This window comes from Colwellia sp. 6M3 (genome assembly GCF_014077595.1).
GTDB lineage: Bacteria > Pseudomonadota > Gammaproteobacteria > Enterobacterales > Alteromonadaceae > Cognaticolwellia.
Genome location: NZ_JACGWF010000017.1, coordinates 1 through 22,320, shown reverse-complemented (window position 1 = coordinate 22,320; position 22,320 = coordinate 1). Strand labels below are relative to the sequence as shown.

Annotated in this window: 16 protein-coding genes; 7 read left to right on the top strand and 9 right to left on the bottom strand. The window is 37.9% G+C overall.

The window, feature by feature from the left end:
- Positions 1 to 155: 155 nt before the first annotated feature.
- Positions 156 to 2,717 (bottom strand): phosphoenolpyruvate carboxylase, encoded by a 2,562-nt coding sequence (ppc, locus tag H4J50_RS05735; RefSeq protein WP_182255009.1) that lies wholly within the window; start codon positions 2,715 to 2,717, stop codon positions 156 to 158.
- Positions 2,718 to 2,815: 98 nt separating this feature from the next.
- On the opposite strand from ppc, the gene H4J50_RS05730 reads away from it, so the two are divergent.
- Both H4J50_RS05730 and H4J50_RS05725 read left to right on the top strand, forming a co-directional pair.
- Complete coding sequence (locus tag H4J50_RS05730) at positions 2,816 to 3,757, top strand: LysR family transcriptional regulator (RefSeq protein WP_182255008.1); 942 nt, start codon at positions 2,816 to 2,818, stop codon at positions 3,755 to 3,757.
- 128 nt (positions 3,758 to 3,885) lie between these two features.
- Positions 3,886 to 4,788, top strand: coding sequence for an HDOD domain-containing protein (locus tag H4J50_RS05725; RefSeq protein WP_182255006.1), 903 nt, complete (start codon positions 3,886 to 3,888; stop codon positions 4,786 to 4,788).
- 243 nt (positions 4,789 to 5,031) lie between these two features.
- On the opposite strand, the gene H4J50_RS05720 is transcribed toward H4J50_RS05725, so the two are convergent.
- The gene (locus H4J50_RS05720) at positions 5,032 to 5,499 is read right to left on the bottom strand and encodes a DUF1499 domain-containing protein (protein WP_182255004.1); all 468 of its coding nucleotides are present in this window, start codon (positions 5,497 to 5,499) and stop codon (positions 5,032 to 5,034) included.
- 286 nt (positions 5,500 to 5,785) lie between these two features.
- Between H4J50_RS05720 and H4J50_RS05715 the strand changes: the two genes are divergently transcribed.
- Positions 5,786 to 6,334, top strand: coding sequence for a TrmH family RNA methyltransferase (locus H4J50_RS05715; protein ID WP_182255002.1), 549 nt, complete (start codon positions 5,786 to 5,788; stop codon positions 6,332 to 6,334).
- Between the two features lie 99 nt (positions 6,335 to 6,433).
- Here the strand turns inward: H4J50_RS05715 and H4J50_RS05710 are convergent, their stop codons facing one another.
- Positions 6,434 to 9,688, bottom strand: coding sequence for a di-heme oxidoredictase family protein (locus tag H4J50_RS05710; RefSeq protein ID WP_182255000.1), 3,255 nt, complete (start codon positions 9,686 to 9,688; stop codon positions 6,434 to 6,436).
- A 463-nt stretch (positions 9,689 to 10,151) separates the two neighbouring features.
- Between H4J50_RS05710 and ggt the strand changes: the two genes are divergently transcribed.
- Complete coding sequence (gene ggt / locus H4J50_RS05705; protein WP_182254998.1) at positions 10,152 to 11,846, top strand: gamma-glutamyltransferase; 1,695 nt, start codon at positions 10,152 to 10,154, stop codon at positions 11,844 to 11,846.
- Between the two features lie 118 nt (positions 11,847 to 11,964).
- On the opposite strand, the gene H4J50_RS05700 is transcribed toward ggt, so the two are convergent.
- On the bottom strand, positions 11,965 to 12,810 hold the full coding sequence (locus H4J50_RS05700) for a YiiX/YebB-like N1pC/P60 family cysteine hydrolase (RefSeq protein WP_182254996.1): 846 nt from the start codon (positions 12,808 to 12,810) through the stop codon (positions 11,965 to 11,967).
- 594 nt (positions 12,811 to 13,404) lie between these two features.
- Between H4J50_RS05700 and H4J50_RS05695 the strand changes: the two genes are divergently transcribed.
- From H4J50_RS05695 to H4J50_RS05685, 3 genes are all read left to right on the top strand, one after another.
- The gene (locus tag H4J50_RS05695) at positions 13,405 to 14,634 is read left to right on the top strand and encodes a type III PLP-dependent enzyme (RefSeq protein WP_182254994.1); all 1,230 of its coding nucleotides are present in this window, start codon (positions 13,405 to 13,407) and stop codon (positions 14,632 to 14,634) included.
- Positions 14,635 to 14,955: 321 nt separating this feature from the next.
- Positions 14,956 to 15,333 carry an RNA-binding S4 domain-containing protein gene (locus H4J50_RS05690; RefSeq protein WP_108455424.1) on the top strand — a complete coding sequence of 126 codons (378 nt, stop codon included), beginning with the start codon at positions 14,956 to 14,958 and terminating at the stop codon, positions 15,331 to 15,333.
- A 253-nt stretch (positions 15,334 to 15,586) separates the two neighbouring features.
- On the top strand, positions 15,587 to 16,198 hold the full coding sequence (locus H4J50_RS05685) for a peptidylprolyl isomerase (RefSeq protein ID WP_310733255.1): 612 nt from the start codon (positions 15,587 to 15,589) through the stop codon (positions 16,196 to 16,198).
- Positions 16,199 to 16,482: 284 nt separating this feature from the next.
- On the opposite strand, the gene H4J50_RS05680 is transcribed toward H4J50_RS05685, so the two are convergent.
- The 5 genes from H4J50_RS05680 to H4J50_RS05660 all read right to left on the bottom strand — a co-directional run bounded on the left by H4J50_RS05680 (position 16,483) and on the right by H4J50_RS05660 (position 21,977).
- The gene (locus tag H4J50_RS05680) at positions 16,483 to 18,000 is read right to left on the bottom strand and encodes a type II secretion system protein GspD (RefSeq protein WP_182254990.1); all 1,518 of its coding nucleotides are present in this window, start codon (positions 17,998 to 18,000) and stop codon (positions 16,483 to 16,485) included.
- Positions 18,001 to 18,267: 267 nt separating this feature from the next.
- Positions 18,268 to 19,185, bottom strand: coding sequence for an MBL fold metallo-hydrolase (locus tag H4J50_RS05675; RefSeq protein WP_182254988.1), 918 nt, complete (start codon positions 19,183 to 19,185; stop codon positions 18,268 to 18,270).
- 178 nt (positions 19,186 to 19,363) lie between these two features.
- The gene (locus H4J50_RS05670; protein WP_220466105.1) at positions 19,364 to 20,521 is read right to left on the bottom strand and encodes a PQQ-dependent sugar dehydrogenase; all 1,158 of its coding nucleotides are present in this window, start codon (positions 20,519 to 20,521) and stop codon (positions 19,364 to 19,366) included.
- Positions 20,522 to 20,752: 231 nt separating this feature from the next.
- Positions 20,753 to 21,082: a VF530 family DNA-binding protein gene (locus H4J50_RS05665; protein WP_182254986.1), complete on the bottom strand. Its 330-nt coding sequence runs from the start codon at positions 21,080 to 21,082 to the stop codon at positions 20,753 to 20,755.
- A 352-nt stretch (positions 21,083 to 21,434) separates the two neighbouring features.
- Positions 21,435 to 21,977: an HD domain-containing protein gene (locus H4J50_RS05660; protein ID WP_182254984.1), complete on the bottom strand. Its 543-nt coding sequence runs from the start codon at positions 21,975 to 21,977 to the stop codon at positions 21,435 to 21,437.
- Positions 21,978 to 22,320 lie beyond the last annotated feature (343 nt).

The window sequence follows — 22,320 nt, the reverse complement described above, 5'->3', positions numbered from 1 at the left end:
TACACAATATGCCCCCACCTGAGAAAACCGCAAGCAAAGCGTAACGGCGCTTAAATAAACATCAAAATTCACTCGCCATTTATTACTGTTATAAAAAAGAAAAAGCAGCCGAAAATGGCTGCTTCATAGTCTAAGTAATGCTTTTCATTTAAAAACTAACCGGTATTTCGCATTCCCGTTGCGATACCTGTCATGCTAACCATTAATAGCTGTTCACAAACCGGATGTTCAGGTTGTTTTCGTAAACGTTTTAATGCTTCTATCTGCAATAAGTGCAAAGGTAGCAGGTACGGACGGCGTAAATTAAATGAAGTCAGGTTCCAAGGATCACTCTCCAAAGACTCTGTTTGTCCAAGTAACTCAAGCACTGTTTTTCTATCCGCGGTTAACTGTGTTCTTAATGCTTCGCCCATGGGCAGTAAGCTCTTTTCAACTAAGCTTTGATCGTATAATTTAGAGATATTAATATCAGACTTTAAATACACCATTTCAGTCAGCGAGATACGGGCTCTAAAGTATGGCCAGTTATCTAGCATATCTTTAATCGCGTCTTTGTGCGTTAAACCTGCATCTGAAATCGCCTGACCAAAACCTAACCAACTGGGTACTACTAATCGATTTTGGCTCCATGCAAATATCCACGGAATAGCACGTAACGATTCAATACCGCCGTCAGACTTACGTTTACTAGGACGAGAGCCTAACGGTAAAGATGACAGCTCTTGCTCAGGGGTGGCTTGTCGAAAATAAGTAACAAAATCGTCTTGCTCACAGACATAGTCACGATAAATATCACAACTGCTTTGTGCCATGTCTTCCATTGCTTTTCGCCATGTGTCTTTCGGCGCAGGTTGTGGTTTAACTAAGCTAGCTAATATTGCACTGGCATATAAATGTAAGCTCCTTACGGCTAAATTAGGTAAACCAAATTTAAAGCGAATGGTTTCGCCCTGCTCTGTAACTCTTAGACCACCTTCTAAAGTTCCTGGAGGTTGCGATGCAATAGCTGCATGAGCTGGCCCGCCGCCACGACCGATAGTGCCGCCTCGACCATGAAATAATTTCAGCACAATATTATGACTTTTAGCTGCTGCAACTAATGCTTCTTGAGCCTGATATTGCGCCCATGCTGCAGCTAGCACGCCAGCATCTTTCGCGGAATCACTATAACCTATCATTACGTGTTGCGCGCCATGCGTGCGTTTTGTGTAATCTTTATCCGTTAATAACTTATCAATAACACCTGCGGCACTATTTAAATCGTCTAGGGTTTCAAACAGTGGTGCAATCGGCATATCCCAAGTAAGACCTGTCGCCTTCATTAATAAATTAACCGTGAGTACATCGCTTTGTTCACTGGCCATCGAAATAATATAGATACCTAATACTTCTTTAGGTTGTTCTGCTATGAACTTAAACGTATCGAGCACTTCTTGCGTTTGCTCGCTCCATGTTACTTTCGGCAAGAGTGGTCTTGGGTTGTTAAGTTCTTGTTGAAGAAATTCACAGCGTTTTTGCTCATTCCACGATAAATAATCGCCTAAGCCTAAACTTTGGGTTATTTCTGAAATGGCTTGATCATGAAATTCACTGTGTTGGCGAACATCAAGCTTAACCAATGAAATACCAAAACAATGTATTTTACGAATAACGTCTAGCAACATTGAATTAGCAGCTCGGTCGAGCCCTGCAGTTAATAGGTTCTCACGGCAAATAACTAAAGGCTTAAGCAATGCTTCTGGGCTAGCGATAACGCCACTGGTTTTATTTTCTTTCAACAGCGAAACACTGCGCTCTAGTTGTGCAATAGTTTGCTTTAAAATATGACGATAAGGACCAATATTATCGGTATCAGCAACGATTAATTCATCACTGGCTTTATTCATCGAAAGCTCAAGGTAGAGATTTTGAAAGTCGATTAAATACAGCTCAGCCGCCAGCAATCTTGCATTTATAATGGCTTGTTTACTTAACTTGGCAGTAACAAACGGATTACCATCGCGGTCACCCGCCATCCAACTTGCCATAGTTATCGGTGTTGCATCTAAAGGTAATGCTTGGCCTGTAACAGCCTGACATAATTCATCAAGCTCTCGAACAAAAGTCGGTACAGCAAACCATAAGCTATCGCGAATAGCATCTAGGCCCCAGCGCGACTCGTCTAATGGAGTTGGGCGTTGCGAACGTATTTCACTGGTATGCCATGCCTGTTCAATTAATTCTTCAATTCGGCCATTTAAATCAGCACCTGATTGCGCTAGTTCTTCAGCAACTTCATGGTATTTATGAATAAACGTACGACGATTAACTTCTGTTGGATGCGCAGTTAACACTAATTCAATATGAAGTTTATTAATGGCTGATAAAAAGGCTTCTGGCGTACAACCACTCACTTGCTCTTTTAAAGTGGCTAATGGGTGCGGTAAATCAAGCTCTGCTAAGCCTTGTTCGCTAGTGGTGTGTTGCTGTTCTGCAATATTTGCAAGATTTAGAAACTGGCTAAACGCGCGACCATAAATTAATAAATCTTGCTCATCGCAAGATTCAAATAAGGTTTGTAGCTCGTCAATAGCAAGCGCGTCTTGTGCAACACCATCTTTGGCAAGTAAACGCACACGCTCAACATTTTCTAGCCAACGCTGGCCTTTATCATTGGCAATGGTTTTACCCAGTACCGAACCAAGTGAACGAATATTTTGTGATATGGTTTCTAACATGCTTTGTTCTCTTATTAAGCTAAGTAACATTAGCGTAGAATTAATTCCAAATAGAGTCTAATATATAAAATTAATCTTTAACATAGACAAAAATCTATATGCCATTAAATTTGCAGTCAAACCGACAACCAACGATGAGACAATTACAACTTATTCAAGCGTTGGCACGTTATCAAAGTTTGTCAGTTGTTGCCGAAAATTTGCATATATCACAGCCATCAGTGTCTATTCAGTTAAAAAATTTAAGCGATTTAATCGGCTTACCCGTTTACCAAATGCAGGGTCGAAAACTTACCCTAACCGATGCTGGCAAGGCAGTGTTGCGCAGTGCAAATACTATATTTCAATGCCTAGATAACCTCAAAACTGACATAGATAACTTACAAGGCGTGATCACAGGCACTTTATTAATTTCAGTTGTTACCACCGCACAATATTTTTTACCTTTGTTGCTAGCCGCCTTTGCCAAGCAACATCCAAAGGTCGAAATTAAGTTAGAGATAGGTAACCGAGAAAAAATACAAAGTCGACTCATTGATAATCGTGATGACTTCTATATTTTCAGTAATATTCCACAAAATGTAAAAGTGCTTGAAACACCTTTTTTAGATAATGAAGTGGTGGTAGTTGTGCCTGAAAACCATGAGTTAGCACAATTTCCCAGAGTGAGTTTAGCGCGCTTAAGCCATTACCCATTTATTTTGCGTGAGGCAGGATCTGGTACTCGCGAATATACCGTAGAGTTATTTAAACAACACGGCCTAACCTTAAATGAAAAAATGACCATTGCCAGTAGTGAAGCAATAAAACAAGCAGTTGCAGCGGGTTTAGGCATATCTGTGCTTAGTAAACACAGTTTAGATTTTGGTATTATGCCAAGGGTAAAAATTATTAATGTTGATCACTTTCCTATTCGCAGCAAATGGCGATTAGTGCAAAATGCCTCTCGACAACCCACCTTACTCGCAAACGCTTTTCATAAATTCATGGTAGAAAATGGCGACGATATTTTATCAACAGCCGTACAGAATAATTTGTAATAATAAGTAAAAACATGGCTAAGTTATCGACAATTTTGTACCAACTGATATAGTGACTTTAACGTTATAGTGGTTAGTTACTTTCAAACTCAATAATGCCAACTTAGAGAATATAAGGAAATATTCAAATGCTCGATAATATTTCAACAAAGTTTTATGACATTATGTTCGGAGATATTAATACTAATATCCCCATGAGTAAGCTAGAAACTAAAGTACTACACAAAGTTAAACTTATTTTAAATACCCCTTCAAGCCTTAGCCAACAAATTCCAGTACTACCCGCGATGTTAGTTCGCCTGCTAAATGCAATTGACGACCCCGACACCAGTGTACGCAGCTTTGTTAAAATAATTGAGCAAGACCCAGTATTTGCTTTAGCTGTTTTAAAAGCAGCCAACTCCGCTCTTTATCATCGCGGTGATAAAGAAATAGTCTCGTTAAATCGTGCTATTACTTTTTTAGGGTTGTCGGGTTTGTTACGTATTGCCACTACGCTCTTAATGGCTAAAGTTATTCCAAGTAAGCCTATTTATTACACTATGTTTGGTAAACAAATTTGGCTTCATTGTGTACATTGTGCAACGCTTTGTGAGCTTTTAGCTGTAGAGCAGGATGAAAATATTTTCGACGCTTACTTCTTGGGCTTAATTCACGACCTAGGAAAAGTCATTGTGTATGATTGCTTATCACATGCGCTAGCTGAAGAATTATCAAGTCTGCCAGGCACAACTGTATTTAAAAAATTGATGACTGAAATGTCGGTTAGCATTAGCTACCTAATAGCCATTGAGTGGAAATTACCCAAAATTTACTGCGAAGCTTTAAAAGAACAGCAAACTAAACCTAGTTCAGATTTAGCTACATTGTTATATAAAGCAAATCAACTAACTGAATTATATTTAATGGTAGATAAAGGCATAATGTCTGACGCTGAATGCGATAAAATACTCACTAAAAATGCCATAGATAAAAGTGTTTGGCTTGAGTTTACTCATAAAGCCCCAGCAATAGAAAACAGCATAATTTAAAAGTTCGTTGAAACAATATCAGAATGTTTATAAGACCATTTATAAGACTAAAGACAATAAGCTTGAAAAATTTCAGCCGATTCTTATCGAAAAAAATGGTACTTTAGGTTATTAACAATAATAACTTGTTCTCAAAACCGCCACGCCAAATCAAATCGAATCAATAAAATAAACGCCACATTATTTCATGACGCTATTAAGCGTAACCAAGTTAATATAGCGAACTCAATTTAGTAAAGTAATTTACTTTTCAAGTGCATCAAGCTTAAGTCGAAGTGACTCAATACGTTCTCTATTAACATTAAAGTCTGAATACCCAAGCCTAGACGCTGAACGAACATGTATAGTTGTTTGGTTAATTGAAGATTCAGGGAAGTAAAACTCAACATCATCAACAAAACCAAAAAGGTCTGAGGAAAACTCAGCTCTAACATAACGACTTTCGGTCGCAGTGACTTTCGAGTTTTTCAACGAGTTAATAACATTCAAAATGTTATTTTTAACGACTTCTTTAGATTCATTAGAAACAATCGGTTTAATATGGTGCGCTTCATCTTCTGCAAAACTATTAACACAATTAGGCTTATCTGGGCACGGCGTTAATTGGCCATTATCAACACCTAAAATGGGCGCATTTGATGAACAACCGGTTAACGCGATTAAACTTGATAAAATAATACTGGTGAAAAAAACTGGTGAGTATTTGTTCATGGTGTTGACTCTTAAATGTATATATAAGCACTATAATAATGGAGTCTGATCTTATTATCTGCTTTTTTATTTCAAGTGCTTAAGCAAGCATTGTTAGCTAATTACATTCAAACTAAAGCTTTTATACTTAGCGCAAGTTTGAAAAACTGAAGGTGAACTATCATTTGATCTTCAACAGATAAAACCGCACAATCCTCCTCCCTGCGCTAAACCACAAACGTATACGCAAATAAACTTAAAGCTGCACATTTTAATTTCAGTCAGCAAAGCAATTAGAGTAGAAATAATGTCTTCAAAAATACAACTGAGCAAAGAAGAGCTTAGAGAAAACAAACTTACCCGAGATGAATACTTATCGAAACCAAAAATTCCACTAATTGTGGTATTAGATAATGTAACCAACAGCTATAACATTGGTGCCTTTATTCGCTTGGCTGATGCTTTTGCTATTGAAAAAGTGATTGTTTGTGGCACAGGTGCATTGAGCATTTCAGATAAAAAAATGAAAAAAGCATCAAGAAATGAAGCTAAATGGGTAACGGTAGAATACAGTAATAGCACAACCGAAAGCTTACAAATATTATTAGATCGCGGTTACTCAATTTACAGCGTCGAGCTATGTCAGGCGTCAGTTGACTATACAGATGTAGTTTACCCTGCAAAAAGCGTGTTAGTGCTTGGTAACGAGCGAAAAGGTGTCAGTGAAGCCGCATTAACATTAAGCCATCAACACATTCATATCCCTATGTTCGGCATGGGTAACTCGCTTAATGTTTCAACAGCTGGTGCAATCGTCTTGGCAGAGTGTGCTAATCAAATTAGAAGTAAGCTTTAAAGATCAATAACGCTAACTCAAGCTAAGTCATAGATATAACAATTAACTCTGCCTTATTGATCAATACATTGTCTAAACCCCACTGAATTAGCGATTAACTTATAACGACTGTAAAAAGGATAACAGTGCGGCTTCATCAGCATCAGAGAGTGCTTCGTACTGAACTTTAGCACTTTGTGACTCGCCGCCATGCCAAAGAATAGCTTCATCTATGGTTCTGGCACGTCCGTCGTGTAAGTAACTATGTTCCGGCGTACAAACTTCATTACCTTGTCCACCAACTGTGTTTACTACGCCACCAGTAACACAAGCCGACAAGCCTATACCCCATAATGGTGTTGTGCGCCATTCAGCACCTGTAGCGTTGCCTTCACCTAAGTTATCAGCCAAGCCTTCGCCCATATCGTGCAATAGTAAGTCAGTATAAGGGTGAATTGTTTGGTTTCTTAATTCACTAAAGGGATGATATATGCTGGTTTGTAGAGTCGGGGTATGACAATCAACACAGCCAATGTTTGAGAATATAGCTTTTCCTTGTTGCACTTGGGTATCGTCAAGGTTACGTTGTGCCCGCACCCCCAATAGCGCAATATATTTCACGAGGTCGTCTATATGCTGCTCGCTTAATTCTATTTGCTCGTCACCACATTCATTCCTTAATTTTTGTGCAGAGCCGCAATCTGGTATTGGCAATACAGTGGTCATTACCCCCATATCAGTATTAAATGCTGATGCAACTTGATGCTTGATACTAGAGGTTCCAGCTTTCCAACCAAAACGTCCAAGACGAATTTGCTGTGTTTGTGGGTCTATCGTACTTTGTGCTTTGCCTGAAATACCAAAAGGCGCTACCTCGTCATATTCGTCTGCCATCGCTAAAATAGTTTCTTCAGGAATAGCTTCTAATAGTCCTAAGCCGACAAGTTGTGGCGCTATACGCGCTGAAAACTTTTCTGGGGTGCCGGTAGAGAATTGATAATTTGGTGAGCGTAAACCATCAACTTCGGTCCATGAAGCAATAGCAACGGTACCTTCATTTTGTACATTTCCGGTATTGGAAGGCTGCAAAATATTACCGCGCTGGGCATCAGGATTACCATCAGCATCGGCAATTTTAAATACCCATTTATCTAATGCTTCGCCTATAGGAGCCGGTGCGGCTCTGCCGTTACGCTCATGGCAACTTGCACAGCTATTATTAACAAAATGTGTACCTGACTTACCAACCATCTCAGCAAAAATGCCATTTGCAGGGTCTTCATCATGCATACCATCAACAAAAGAAGTGTGATGAATACGGCGCCCCAAAACAAATGCTTGGCCATTTAGGCTAGATAAATTAGTTGCCATTTGCATAAAGTGATCGTTAGGCTCATTGGTATATTGATAAGGAAGTGTTGTGTTACCACCTAACCAACCTTCTTTAGCTATAGGGTGAGAGTTTTCTCGCTGGGAAGATTTATCATCAAAATCACCGAGTGTTTTCCAAGGAACCATACCGCCCTTACCCACTTGATAAAGATAGGTAGTGCCATAATAGTTTGAGCGCCCTTCTGGTACCCCGAGTAAAAATTGGCTGATTTCAATTTCCATATGCTGGCCAATGTTGAGGGGTTCAGTACTACCATTAAGTCCACGAAATTCATTTATAGTTAATGAATATTTATATTGATCACCTGTGGTACTGGTTTGCACAAGATCGTCATCATAAGTGCCACGCCCTTCAGTTATAACATTAGGCTCATAATTACCATGATATTGAGCAACAGTATTCATACCGAAGTACCACGCCCTAAACTCTAATGCTTCGAGTTGCCACTCAGTAACCCACTCAATTAAAATCGATGAACCTCCTTTTTCAACAAAATCGGTAAACTTGTAACGTGCTGTTCTGTGAGTCCAATAATGAGAAAGATAATGATCGTATTGTTGAAATTGATCTTCTTTAGCGTGACGGTCTCGACCTCGGTCAGCAAACATAGTGATAACCGCATCATTAGTTTCATAAATTAGGGCATGCTCTTGCACTGTACTTGAGGTATAAAGCGGTACAGTATCTCCAAATAAGCCGTAGGCTTGACTATGCCAACCTGCTAATTCATTGCCTTCAGTCATACCTGCGGAACTGTCGCCAATAAAAAAATATAATGGTTTGCTCTGATATGCGGCTTGTGTTGTGCCATCATTACGGATAATTGTAGATAAATTTGGCACACCCGATGCTGTACCATCAGTAACTAAAAGTGGGGGCCAGTTGGTTGCACAACTGTTATTGCAATTGCTACCTTCAGAGCCAATGTCATTATCGAATGTATACAATGTAAAGCCGGGACTTGTACTGTCTTTGCCGCCCACCAATATGTCATTATCAAAAGCCACTTCAATTAACTGTTCTATAGCTTCACAGCCAAAAGCATCGACATTCGTATCAATTGGGGTATTTGGGCAGTTATCAAGATTATCAAACACACCGTCACTGTCAGTATCTGAACAACCTACATCATTAATTATTGCGTTGACTGGTGTATTCAAACACAGGTCAGAATCGTTACCAACGCCGTCCAAATCATCATCTATAACCGAGCTTATTTGTAACCAATTAATATTGAATGAGCCCGTATTTATAGTTAAGCGTAATGTAAAAGTACCGCCGGTTGATAAAAATGAGCTTACACGTTGAGTCTGAAAGGTTTGCCATCCGCCAGTATTACCAACACTGTCGCTGCCGACATTATTACCATTTATAGCAATGGAGTAGTTACCTCCTCCTGTAGCGGAAGCCACCCGGCTACTTATGTCATATGTCCCTGCGCTTAACGTTATTGAATATTCAAGCCATTCAGATGCTTGTGTATAACCAATATTGTAACCACCACCAGTATCAGTTGTAACTTCTATATCTACTTGGTCGTTACGATAATTTGCGCCACCTTCGTTACTAGGTGAAGTGTCAAAGTAAGCAACGTAATCTTCTGCTTGAATAGTAATATCGGCTATTGGTGAAACAACTTCACAACCTAAACTATCAACCTCTGTGTTTTCTGGCGTGTTAGGACAGCTGTCTATTTCATCATTAACACCGTCATTATCACTATCAACACTTACGATAATTATGCAGCCATTAATATCTACTTGGCTATTTGTTGGGGTATTAGGACAACTATCGACTTGGTCAAAAACGCCATCCCCGTCGTTGTCTAAGTTAACAACTTCTGGCTCAGACGCTGTGCCTCCTCCCCCGCCACAACTGATAAGGGTTAAAAGTAATAATAAGGAGATTGTTTTTTTAGCAGTAACGTTTAAAGTATGTATTAACACACTTAAATCGCTTATATTTATTAATTGTCGGTTCATTATTTATCTCAAAATTTCTTTCCAAACAAGTAAAACAGCTTATCTATAATTATCATAAAAATTACAGTTTAATATTTATATTTATTTGATTTTTATATGATAATTAAATCACTGTCAGTATAATTATAGTTGTAAACAGCAAAATATAAGGAGTTCGCATAAGAAATTTTAAGCGTAAAACACTTCAAATATGGCTAAAAATCACCATACAGTAACCAAGAACTTTAACCATAAACATTCGACAAAGGGGTACTTATATCAAGACGAAAAGCTGAAGCGTTAGATAAACAGGTTGAGTTGTTTATATAAAGTTGCTCTTTGTATTTTCTCAATCTAGACGATAAGTCATAAACTCATTATTTGATCACGGTGCGTAATTTATATCCGTGGTATAGTCAGAAAATGTAGAGTTGCTTAGGCAAATAAACCGGCAACCCATTGAATAACAACCAAGGAATACCCCATGATAAATGGCGCTCGTATTTATACTTTCATTTCTATTTTGTTTTTTTCAGCTTTTATTTCCTATGCTAATGCTGAAAATAAAGCTACTTCAAAAGTTTCTCAAGCCGCCGTAGCCATACCAGATAAATATGCTGCAAAAGTAGCTGAAGACATTCTTCTTGCCGGTGGTAATGCTGTTGATGCTGCCATTGCAACGGGCTTTGCATTAGCCGTGACTTATATAGACGCCGGAAATATAGGCGGCGGTGGCTTCATGCTTATTTATATCGATGGCAAAGCCTTATTTTTAGATTATCGTGAAACCGCTCCCCTCACTGCACATCGCGATATGTACCTCAATGATGAAAAAGCGGTTGTTCAAAATTTAAGTTTAATTGGTGCTAAAGCGCCAGGCGTACCAGGCACAGTTGCTGGCTTTTGGGAAGCGCATCAACGCTTTGGTAAACTGCCGTGGAGTAAGTTAGTAGAGCCCGCTATAAAATTAGCAGAACAAGGATTTATTCCAGCCAATATATTGGTTAATGACATACAAAATCATTACCAACGCTTTAACGGACTAACTAATTTTCAAAGCTACTTTGGCAGCGTTGAACACGGAAAAAAATTCAAACAACCTGAGCTTGCAGCAACGTTAAAGCGCATAGCAAAAAATGGTAGCAAAGAGTTTTATCATGGTGAAACTGCAAAATTAATTGTTAAGCAAATGCAAAAAAGCGGCGGTATTATCAGCGCACAAGATCTTGCGCAATACAAAGCAGTTTGGCGAGAGCCTTTAAAAGCTAATTGGCGCGATTACCAAATTTTATCTTCACCACCACCCAGTTCTGGCGGTTTTGGTGTTATTCAATTACTTAAAATGAAAGATTATTTAAGTAAAGAATTTGAAGGCGTTGCACATAACTCAGAGCAATATGTTCATTTAGTCGCTGAAATGGAAAAACGCGTATTTGCTGATCGCGCTGAATATCTGGGTGATCCTGCTTTTGTCGATATTGACATGACACACTTAATCAGCGACGAATACATTAAACGACGTGCAATGGAAGTTAAACCAAATGCCATATCGCGTTTAGAATCAGTCAACCCTGGTCTACAATCACCTAACACCACTCACTACTCGATTGTTGATGCTGATGGCAACGCTGTTTCAAATACCTACACCATTAACTGGGCATATGGCTCTGGCGTAGTGGTTGAAGGTGCAGGATTTTTATTAAATAACGAAATGGACGACTTTAGTGTTAAACCGGGTGTCGCTAATATTTTTGGCGTTGTTGGCAATACCGCTAATGAAATTCAACCGGGTAAGCGCATGCTTTCATCCATGTCGCCAACCATACTTTTACAAGACAACAAAGCCGTAATGGTGATTGGTACACCGGGTGGCTCAACAATCTTCACCTCAGTGTTCCAAGCAGTGGTTAATATACTCGATTTTAAAATGACACCGCTTGAAGCTGCTAGCGCGAGTCGTTTTCATCATCAATTACTACCACCAGATTTAATCACCCAAAGCCCTTCACTTCCGCTTCCTGAAACTACGATTAAGGCTTTAACCAAACGCGGTTATCGTGTTGAACCTCATAGCTGGGAATTTGGTGATATACAGGTTATTTACAAAGACGGAGAACAACTTATTCCAGCCTCAGACTCACGCGATAGAGGTGTTTCAAAAGTAATCGAAATAAAGTAATCGAAATAAAGTAATCACTTGAAAGTAACTGCTTTAAAGGAATAAGTTGAAGTTGAAGTTAAATTGTAAGGGTCAGCGTCATGGCAATATATAAAATGCACCTGACCCCATTTAACGCTTATTTTGCATGAGACTGCCGAGTATCATCTTGGTTTTGGTCCACCCACTGAATATCCTTATAATTAAAACCTTTTTTAAGCGTTGGTTTTACAATTTCAAAATATGGCGACAAGTCAAAATCTCTTGGAATAAAGTGGCTGTAATGCTTTTTTTCTAAACGACTATTGGTAAAAATTTTAGGCTTCAACCGTGAAAAACCGCGTGCAGGTAATTCTGCGGTTTCTGTCAATTTATCCTCTTGAATTTTTAAAGGTAAAATAGGATAACGAATAGACTGAAAAGCCTGTGCAATTAAAGTAGAGCAAATCGCCTTAGTTGGATCACCACTACCAAACTCAAGTAATCTTCGTCGAAAATGAAGAGGCACTGGCGGCGTTGGCAGTAAATATCGCATCAAATCGATAATATTTTTTGTGTCGTATTGCATGCCAATGCGAGAAGTAACAAATGCTAATAACGCTTCATTATCCTTTTTTGTCAGGCCAAACGGACGACAAATACGCATATTAAATCCAGCGTATTTTTCTAACGGAACAGTACAAACGCCATCAACTAAATCAGCCTCTAACAAGGGTAACATGTTAGGTTTATCGCCAATATAAATACAAACATGAGACCAAGTAGACTGCGTTAAATATTTAATAGCAGTACTTATGCGACTATCGCCTTCTATCAACAGCAAATCACCCGGCAAAAGACTCTCATTTAACTGCTCAATCGAAAGCGTACTAAATGTAGTGTATGAGTCACGAGGCTTATTTAAAAACGTAGCTAATTTATCGCCAAACGCATTGCCAATACGAGAGAGAATGCTCTGTTTTTGATCTTGTTTATTTACCGACATTACCAATACTTAACCTGTGTTAAACGCTAAAGTTTTGCCAACATTAATCTCTCATCGGCACCGGTTTCTTATAATTAACAGCATAAACCTAGCAACTTTTGCATGCAACGTTCTATAAGCCCATAAACTGAAAAACAATATTTTCTTAGCAAACTTGATATAAAAATACTTACTGTAGTAGTTTTATCTCCTCACAATGATCAGCTTATAACGCCATACATTTACCGTAGTTCAAAAGCTAATTTTTGCTTATTTGTGCAATAAAGTTTCAATTAATCACATTTATTAAAAAAACACAGCTTCTAAAGCCACACGTAATATATTGATTTAAATATAAATAAAATAATTTTATCATTTTCTAAAATTAAATGTTGCACAAATTAAAAACGCACATTATTATCTCGCCGCTTCTTGATGATAGCCAATCCGAGTACATTACAAATTTAGTTTGTAGCAAGGCAAATGAGCAACTATCCAAGAGTGAATTTGACTGTGCATAAGCACTATTAATATCACTTAACTGACTCGCAGATAAATATTATCCGAGCAGTTGCTTAGGACGTAATAGATACGTTCTTTTACTCGGAGAATACCATGGCTTTATCAACACAATTAAAAGACTTCAAAATCAAAGTACCTGCAGCAACGGTTGCGGCTAACCAAAGTGAATGCTTTGCTTATACACAACCATCTAATCAAGAAGTTGAACAACTAGCAGCACAATTTGGCGCGCCTTTAATGGTACTTGACTGCGAAGCTATTCGTCGCCAATACCATGCACTTAAAAACGCATTACCTAATGTTACCCTGCACTTTGCATTAAAACCTTTGCCATTAGCGGCAGTTGTTCGCACATTGCTAGCTGAAGGCGCGAGCTTTGATTTAGCCACCAGCGGAGAAGTTGATTTAGTTGCAAGTGAAGGCGTACCAAGCGAGCGCACCATTCACACGCACCCAATTAAGCGCGATAGTGACATTCGTGATGCATTAGCCTACGGCTGCACAGTATTTGTGGTTGATAACATCAACGAATTAGAAAAATTTATTGCTTATAAAGACCAAGCAGAAATTTTAGTACGTTTAAGCTTTCGCAATAAAGATGCCTTTGCTGATTTATCTAAAAAGTTTGGTTGTAGCCCAGAAATGGCAATCGAAATTATTACTTACGCACAACAATTAGGCATTCGTATTAAAGGTTTATCGTTCCATGTTGGTTCGCAAACAGCTAGCCCAACTAAGTATGTTGATGCGATTAACGCTTGTGCAAAAGTTATTGCACAAGTTAGTGAGCTTGGTTTGCCTGCATTGAGCACATTAGACATTGGTGGTGGATTTCCGGTGCCTTACAGCGCGGATGTATTGCCAATTGATGTGTTTTGCGCGCCAATTAATGTTGCCCTTGCACAATTGCCAGAAACCATGCAAATACTAGCAGAGCCTGGCCGCTTTATTGTTGCAAGCTGTGTAACTAGCGTGGCATCTGTAATGGGTCAATCTGTGCGTGAAGGTAAAACATGGTACTACTTAGATGACGGTATTTACGGCTCGTTCAGCGGCTTAATGTTTGATGAAGCAGCATACCCAATCGATAGTGCAAAACAAGACGGGATGCGTTTTGACTCAGTACTAGCAGGCCCAACATGCGACAGTATTGACGTAGTAAGCGAATCAATTATGTTACCTAAGCTAAACAATGGTGATTTAATTATCAGTCGAATGATGGGTGCATACACTCTAGCGACTGCTACCGACTTTAACTTCTTCAAACGTGCAGAAGTAGTGGTATTAAATGAGCAAGTTCACAGCCAAGTATTAACGGGCTAATGGCTTAAGCAAGCTCCCCCCGCTATAGATACGCAGGCTTGTATCTGTACAAACATAAAGCGCAGTTTACTACTGCGTTTTTTCTTTAAACAATACTGGGTTTATTGAAAAAATATAAGTGACATTGCATTACTAATTAACTATGCCACTAAAATTGTGTTTTTAATAAAGCAAAAGCGATCCTGATGTTCTCAATTTCTAATACTTCACTCATTATTGTATTTAGGAAAGTGGATGTTTTGTTATTTCGCTTTATTCAATAACGGTTATATATGCTAGAATATAACCATATTATTAATTGAAAATTATTAGGCGTATTTCATGTCTGCACACTCAACTTACGACATTTGTGTTGAACCTATAGAACTTTATAAATTACTTAAAATTGCCAATATGGTTGGCGGTGGCGGCGAAGCTAAAACCATGATCAGTGAAGGTAATATTAAAGTAAATAACGAAGTTACCGTGCAAAAGCGTAAAAAAATTCGCCACGGCGATATTATCGAACTAAACGGTAAAGCTATTAAAATCGCTTATAACCCTGCTCAAAAATCAGCAGAGTTCATTAATACCGTTGTTTCAGCGACTAAAAATGCAAAAAAGAAAAAAAGAGCTAACAGTAAAGCGCCGGTTACTTCATCAGAAACGGTAACTAAACCTTCAGCTGAACGAGTGAAAAGAAAACCTACTTCAGTTTAATTAGGCAAAGTTTTACTATTAGTCGAGTTTACATAGTAGATTTTAAAAATAACATTCAACATGTTATAACTACAAAAACCGAAAAACTTAATGATAAGGCTTTTCGGTTTTTCTGTTTTTATTAAGTAAAAATAAAATAGCCATAACGCTAACCTCATTGACCCGTTAAATTGCTGAGCTTTGCTTAATGATATAAATAATGGCTAAAATACCTCAACTTTTCGTCTATCTCACAATATATAAAGGTAATCACGTGATCAGAACTTTACTAGTTTTACTTAGCTTATTTATCTCATTACAAGTGTTTGCTGCAAATACGCAGGGACAATATATTCAACCGAGTAACTTATCCCCGAAAGTGCGTATAGAAACCAATATGGGCAATATCATTATTGAGCTTGACCGTTACCGATCGAAAATTGCGGCTAATAATTTCTTAGGTTATATCACCCGAGGACAATATGATAAAACGTTAATCCACCGTGTTGAAGAAGGCTATCTGATTCAGGCTGGTGGTTTTATGACTAACTACACTGAAATTGAGTCCGACAAGCCTATTTTTAATGAATCAGGCAACGGTTTAACAAACAGCGAAGGCACAATCGCGATGGCGAAACAGCTTAACGACGCGCATTCTGCAACCAGCCAATTTTTTATTAACCTTAATGACAATACCAATTTAGACCCAGGCAGCTCGTGGGGCTATGCTGTATTTGGCGAAGTTATTGAAGGCTATGAAGTATTAGAAGCGATCGCACAAGTAGAAGTGGGTTATAGTGAACAATTAGGCTACACCACAGTGCCGAAAAAAATGATCACCATAATAAGAGTTGTCATTCTTGATGAAGAAAAAGCAGATGAATAGTTAATTGGAATAACCATCAAATAATAACGGTCAGCTAATAAAATATATGAATTAAGTTGATGCTAACTTAGATTGCTCGCAGCTAAGAATCAATAAACCTGACCCCCATTGATTCTCGACAAAAAATAACAGCGTACGAAAAAACACTATAACCTTCGATATACACTTTTAAAGAATGCCAACACAATGTCGTAAATAATACTTATACACTTTATTTTTTCAATCTATAGCTTTAATCAAAGCTATAGATTGAAAGGACAAAGTTAAGTTTACGCCACCAGCCATTAATTGAATAAAACTGACTCTTTACTTTTTTTCGTTACGCTTTCATTAGGTCCATTAGACATAATGCTATGCGAATCTTCAGACAAAATATACGGTGTTAAAACAATAATAAGTTCACGCCGCTGAATTTCATCATCCACCGAGGTAAATAACTTACCTATCACCGGAATATCGCCAAGTAAGGGAACCTTTCCTTCGCGCTCTTCCATGCTTTTACTGACTAAACCACCAATAATGATCGGTGTTCTGTCAGGGATACGTGCAAATGTTCGTACTTTCTTGCTTGATGACCCTTGTTTTTCAGCCAAAAGCACACGCCCTCCTTCTTCAGTAGGGGCATAAACTTCACCATTATTTTCGTCATCTTCAGACTCAACGGTAATATCAAGCTCTAAAGTTAACCATCTTCTGTCAGCTGAAACCCTAGGTTTTAAATTTAAGGTTATACCTATCAACAACGGGCTAAATTCATAAGAACTAACTTGCAATCCTCCTGTTTGACTAAGCGTACTGCGTAATTCTGGCGACTGAATAACATCAACAATTTGAATAAAAGCTTGCCTGTTACTTACTGCTAGTACACTGGGTCGCGACAGCACTTCAGCCTTACCCTCTTCAATCATAGCTTTTAAATATACCCGTTCTTGCTGGCCAGGCGAATATACATTTTCACCATTAAGTGGATCGATAATAGAATTTTTCAAATAATTAAAGGTGTCTAATCCTGGCATCAAACTACCAATAGAAATTGATTTATCACCATTAACTTTATCGTATTGAATACCAAACTCTTGACTGTCTTCTTCTCTAATTTCTAACACCATAGTTTCGATATAAACCTGTGGTGCTGGCACATCAAGCTTTTCATAAACTAACCATTTAAGTTTTTCAAATTTATTGGCTTTCGATGGATGATAATAAACCAGTAAGCGATCAAGCTCTGCGACATTTGACGTGCCAAGCGGGCTAATTTTAGTGCCACCCGCATCTGATATGTTATATCCCTCGCTATTATTTTCACCAAAAGCTACTTTAAGATTATTCGCTTGAGAAGGTAAAACAATAACCGGCAGTTCATTACAATTAAACTGACTTGCTGATTCGACGCTAGCGTCTAACACTACATATCCCATAAGGTTTAAGGTCATAGCCATGCTCGACAAGTCATGATTAGACAAGCGAATTTCTTCCAACATTAAGTCTTTTAAAGCGAAGGATTTTTGTTTTTTGGTGGTGTTATCTATACCGCAATTGTCAATATCAGCATAAAAAGTAGCTTGGGGATTTTCTACTTTCGACTTTACTTGATTGTTGCCGCTGTTATGAACCAATTTAAGCGACGTATTTGAGGGAATACCATACAAGTTGGGGATGGTTGGCTTATTTAAGTTTTCAGCTTTTACAGCAGATGACTCAGAAGGCTTTGCTTGTGTTGAATGTTTGCTTTCATTTACCGAGCTACATGCACTCAATAGCACCAGAGTAAGTATGCGGCAAACATTTATCCCAATACACATCCGCTGTCCTATTTTTAATAATTATTATTAAAGCGTTATTTATGTCACCTCAAAGTAATTTAATAGTAGAAATAAAAACTCGACTTAGCCAGAAAACACAAAATTTAGTTATTTGGCAGCTAAAAGTAAACAGTCGCCGACACTGACTTAACAAGTTATGTAGTTTTAACCAGAAAAATTCTGCTATTGAAATTACGTTAATAATTACGAAAACTAGCTCGGTATAAACATGTGGATCTAAGTCCAGTTATTAACAAGCTTATTCATTTAGTTAATTGGATAAAGAATGAAATCATCAAACACTTGCTTTTTTACTGGCAACTTTGCGTTTGGTAACCAGTTAACTAACTGTTCTAGGTGCTGTATTGTTAATTCTAATTTACGCTCATTTTTATGCGCTTTGGCTGTAAATGGATAGTCGACACCTGGTTGTTGTGTCATCTCAATATGAGTACCTAAAATGTGCTTTACTGTTTTTGTTTGAGCATATTTGTACAACTTTTTCATGCTCTGACTAAAAGCCTCAAAATTTTCCTGTTTAAAGTAAATGCGTCCGGGATATAAAGAATCTCCGGTAAACAAAATCTGAGTTTCATAATCATATAACGCTAGGTGAGCATCTTGGTGTCCTGGTAATGGTAAAATATCAATGCGCCGACCGCCCAAATCTAATTGATACATGCCATCTGGCCAATGATTAAAACCAAAGAAACGCTTAACCGAGTCAAGATCTTTGCCAATTATTTGCGTATTAGGTCTGTCTATAAATAAGCTATCGCCCGCTACATGGTCACCATGTCCGTGGCTATGACTAACAATAAGCTCAATGGTGTTGAGCTCGTTATCAATTAACCACTGTTTGATAACATTATCGACTATTTGGCGTTGACCAAAGTCTGATGCGCCAGAATCTTGCATTAATACTTTGTTTTTACCAAACAACAAATAGATAAAAGGGGCTTCAAAATTAGTACACACTGACTGGCGTATAATAAATAGATTTTCATCGTACTGATGCACTTGCCCCTTAGCTTCTGTCGCGCAATTAACACCATTTATCCATGCTTTAGGAAATGCATTAGGAAACACCTTTGAAACTGCTGTCGCAGACCAACTTGTCAGTACTATTAAGGCTATTAATATGAAAGATGAATGGAATTTTTTTCTTAAATAAAGCGGAAACATATGGCGCACTCTTAAGCGTTTGGGTGTTAAAAACCTTAGCAGTAAGATGGATTTTTTTCTAGTTATTAACTGTGGTTAACTGAGCTAAACAAGCAGTGAACTAAAAAAATGAGTTTGCCCTTAGCTCACGCTCGCTTCGCTTGCAGTTAAATCAATAAAGGCGCTTAAGCGCCTTTAACTATTCAAGTATTAATCTATAAATTCCCTGACCATCTACCGCAACATAGATATAGCCATCGGGTCCTTGTTTTACATTACGCACACGGCTTAGATCATCTTTAACTATTTCCGCCTTAACAATTTGGTTACCATCAAGTGTTAGCATAATGACCTGACCAAACTTTAATGAACCAACCAGAATATTGCCTTGCCAATTAGGATACTTGTCACTGGTTACAAACGTCATACCTGAAGGTGCTATTGATGGATCCCAGTACCATAGAGGTTGCTCCATACCCTGCTTTTTCGTTAAGTCGGTAAAAGAAGTACCTGAATAATTAATACCATAACTAATCACTGGCCAGCCATAATTTTTACCTTTAGCAATAAGATTAACTTCATCACCACCACGCGGACCGTGCTCATGGCTAAAAATATCGCCTGTTACAGGGTGCTTGGCCATACCTTGCGGGTTTCGATGACCATAGGAATAAATTGCAGTTTTAGCGCCGTTAGTTTTAACAAAGGGGTTATCATCAGGTATACGACCATCATCATATAACCGATATACTTTACCAGCATCACGGGTAATATCTTGAGGGTTAATATCTCTTTGGCCTCTATCACCAATAGAAAAATACAAATAACCTTCATTATCAAACGCTAATCGGCTGCCAAAATGAGAATTTTTTTTACCGTAAGCTTGAGCAATATAAATATCTTCTTGTTCGCTTAGGCTTTTACCATCGAACTTTGCCCGCATAATGGCGGTACTTTTATTGCCGTTGTCGTCAGCTTTTACGTAAGACAAATACAGCCAAGCGTTATTGGCATAGTCGGGGTGTAAAGCAATATCAAGTAAACCGCCTTGACCTCCAGTAACTACCTTTGGCAAACCCGTAACACTCTCTGCACTACCACTACCCTTTTTTACGACTTTTAACTCGCCACTGCGCAAGGTAATTAACAAATCACCATTGGGTATCCACGCCATGCCCCAAAGAATACCTGAGTCAGCAAAATACAACTGCGAAACAAGTTTTGTCTTTGTTACTTCAGCGCTATTAACGAAAAAAGGCATAAATACACAAGCCCAAAATGGCATCAACAGTTTTTTTCGTAACCTAATGTTAAGTAGCTTGATCTTAAGTAATTTTATCTGTTTTAGTGGTGGCATAATTGTTACTCCTTATGAACTCGACTAATGTCATGATAAGTGATTTAGTGACAATTAAAAGTAAAACCTATTTACTCAATTAAACAAGATAAGACATTATTTTAGTTAACAAGAAGTTATTACGGATGGCTTGATAAGTTTGGCTAATTTAAATCTAACAACACGACATCGAGACTTAAACAGCCAAACAGTGATATTGAACAGCATTAACTTCAATGCTAGTTATCACGTTTATTTATCTTCCAATGTTGGCCAAACAAAAGGTGCAGGTTTGCTGGAGGTCTTTTCTACTACGGCTGTTTTTTGAGAGAGTATGCCCCTGATCACATTCCCAGTGGCTTTATGCTTACTGCAAAATGTTTTCAGATATAAAATTTCAACTCTACTGCGTGCCCAAGGGGTTGTACGGAGAAATTTCAAACTTGATTTAAGACGCGGTTTATTAGTAAAACAACGAATATTAAGTAACTCACCCATCTTATCCCAACCAACTTCTTTCTCAAGTTCAGTGAGGATTTGTTCAAGTTTTATGCCGTGAAGCGGCTCATTACCTTTATTCATTAGCTACCTAAAATCAAAAAATAGCATTGTACCAAGTTTCCTTAAAATATTAACTATGCCACCCATAATAAATTTTAGCGACGTAAGCTGGCTAAGTCTCACCACAAACTTCGAAGGTATATTAGATTAATTAGGGTCAGGTACACATTAACAACATTTATCCATTTAACTCTTTGAAAAGAATACCCTAAAACCTTGTATTATATGTGTCTGAGGGTTGTTTACTTTGAGTAATAATATCCTTGAAATTTAATGTGTATCTGACCCTACTTTATAATTTGTTGTGAACTAGGTTTAGGCATAACAGTTGGACCATGTAACGTATAGAGCTGAACCAAATTAGTTAAATATTCTAGGATGTGAAATTAGTTCTTCTAACTAAATATTCTTGATAAAGCACTTCAGAAGACTCTCTGCATAGTGCTGCGACCTGGTCGAGCCATAAGAAGTAATCTGTAAGTCGCTGTTCGTCCCAAGTAACAGGAATAGCTGATGCATTAGAGCACACATCAGCCAGCTTAATGCGCCGAATGTTGTCGCTAGCAGTAGGTAGTTTATCTAAAATATGCTGACGTCTTATTTCTAAAGACAGTGATTTATCATCAGTTAGGGCTTTAACCATTTCCAATGTTTCAACACCAAACTCACTCAAGATTGTACTTTGGGTAATATTGGTATCCTCCAAGCTGTCATGTAAAATTGCAGCACATAAAACACTCGGGGCAGTTTCATGGGCTAATTCCACTAATAATGACATAACTTCAATAAGATGATTTATGTAAGGCGAGTTATCAGATTTACGTTGTTGTTCAGCATGCCCTTTTGCAGCAAGCATTAAGGCTGTTGAAACGAGTTTTATGTCACTCTGCCCACATTTTTCAACTTTTCCTAACATATCAACCACCAAGCACCACAACTGTATTAATATACAGTTTATATTGTTTTTACTATATGTAAATTTTTTATCTTCTGATTTCACTAAATATTAGTGAATTAGCTAATACACTATTGATTTTAAATAGTATTAAAAAATCATCAGTTAATATTTATGCTTTAATAAATTTAACATAGGGACTTCAAAGCAAGCCCAAAATAAAGTCGCTTGATGGGGTTAGGTTTAACCGTCACTTATGCCACAAAGGCGACCAACAAATCAAATAATCTTACTTGAATTATTTTGTATATTTACTTAGAAAAGCTGACATTAAAATTAATCGTTGAGCCCTAATGTATTAGAT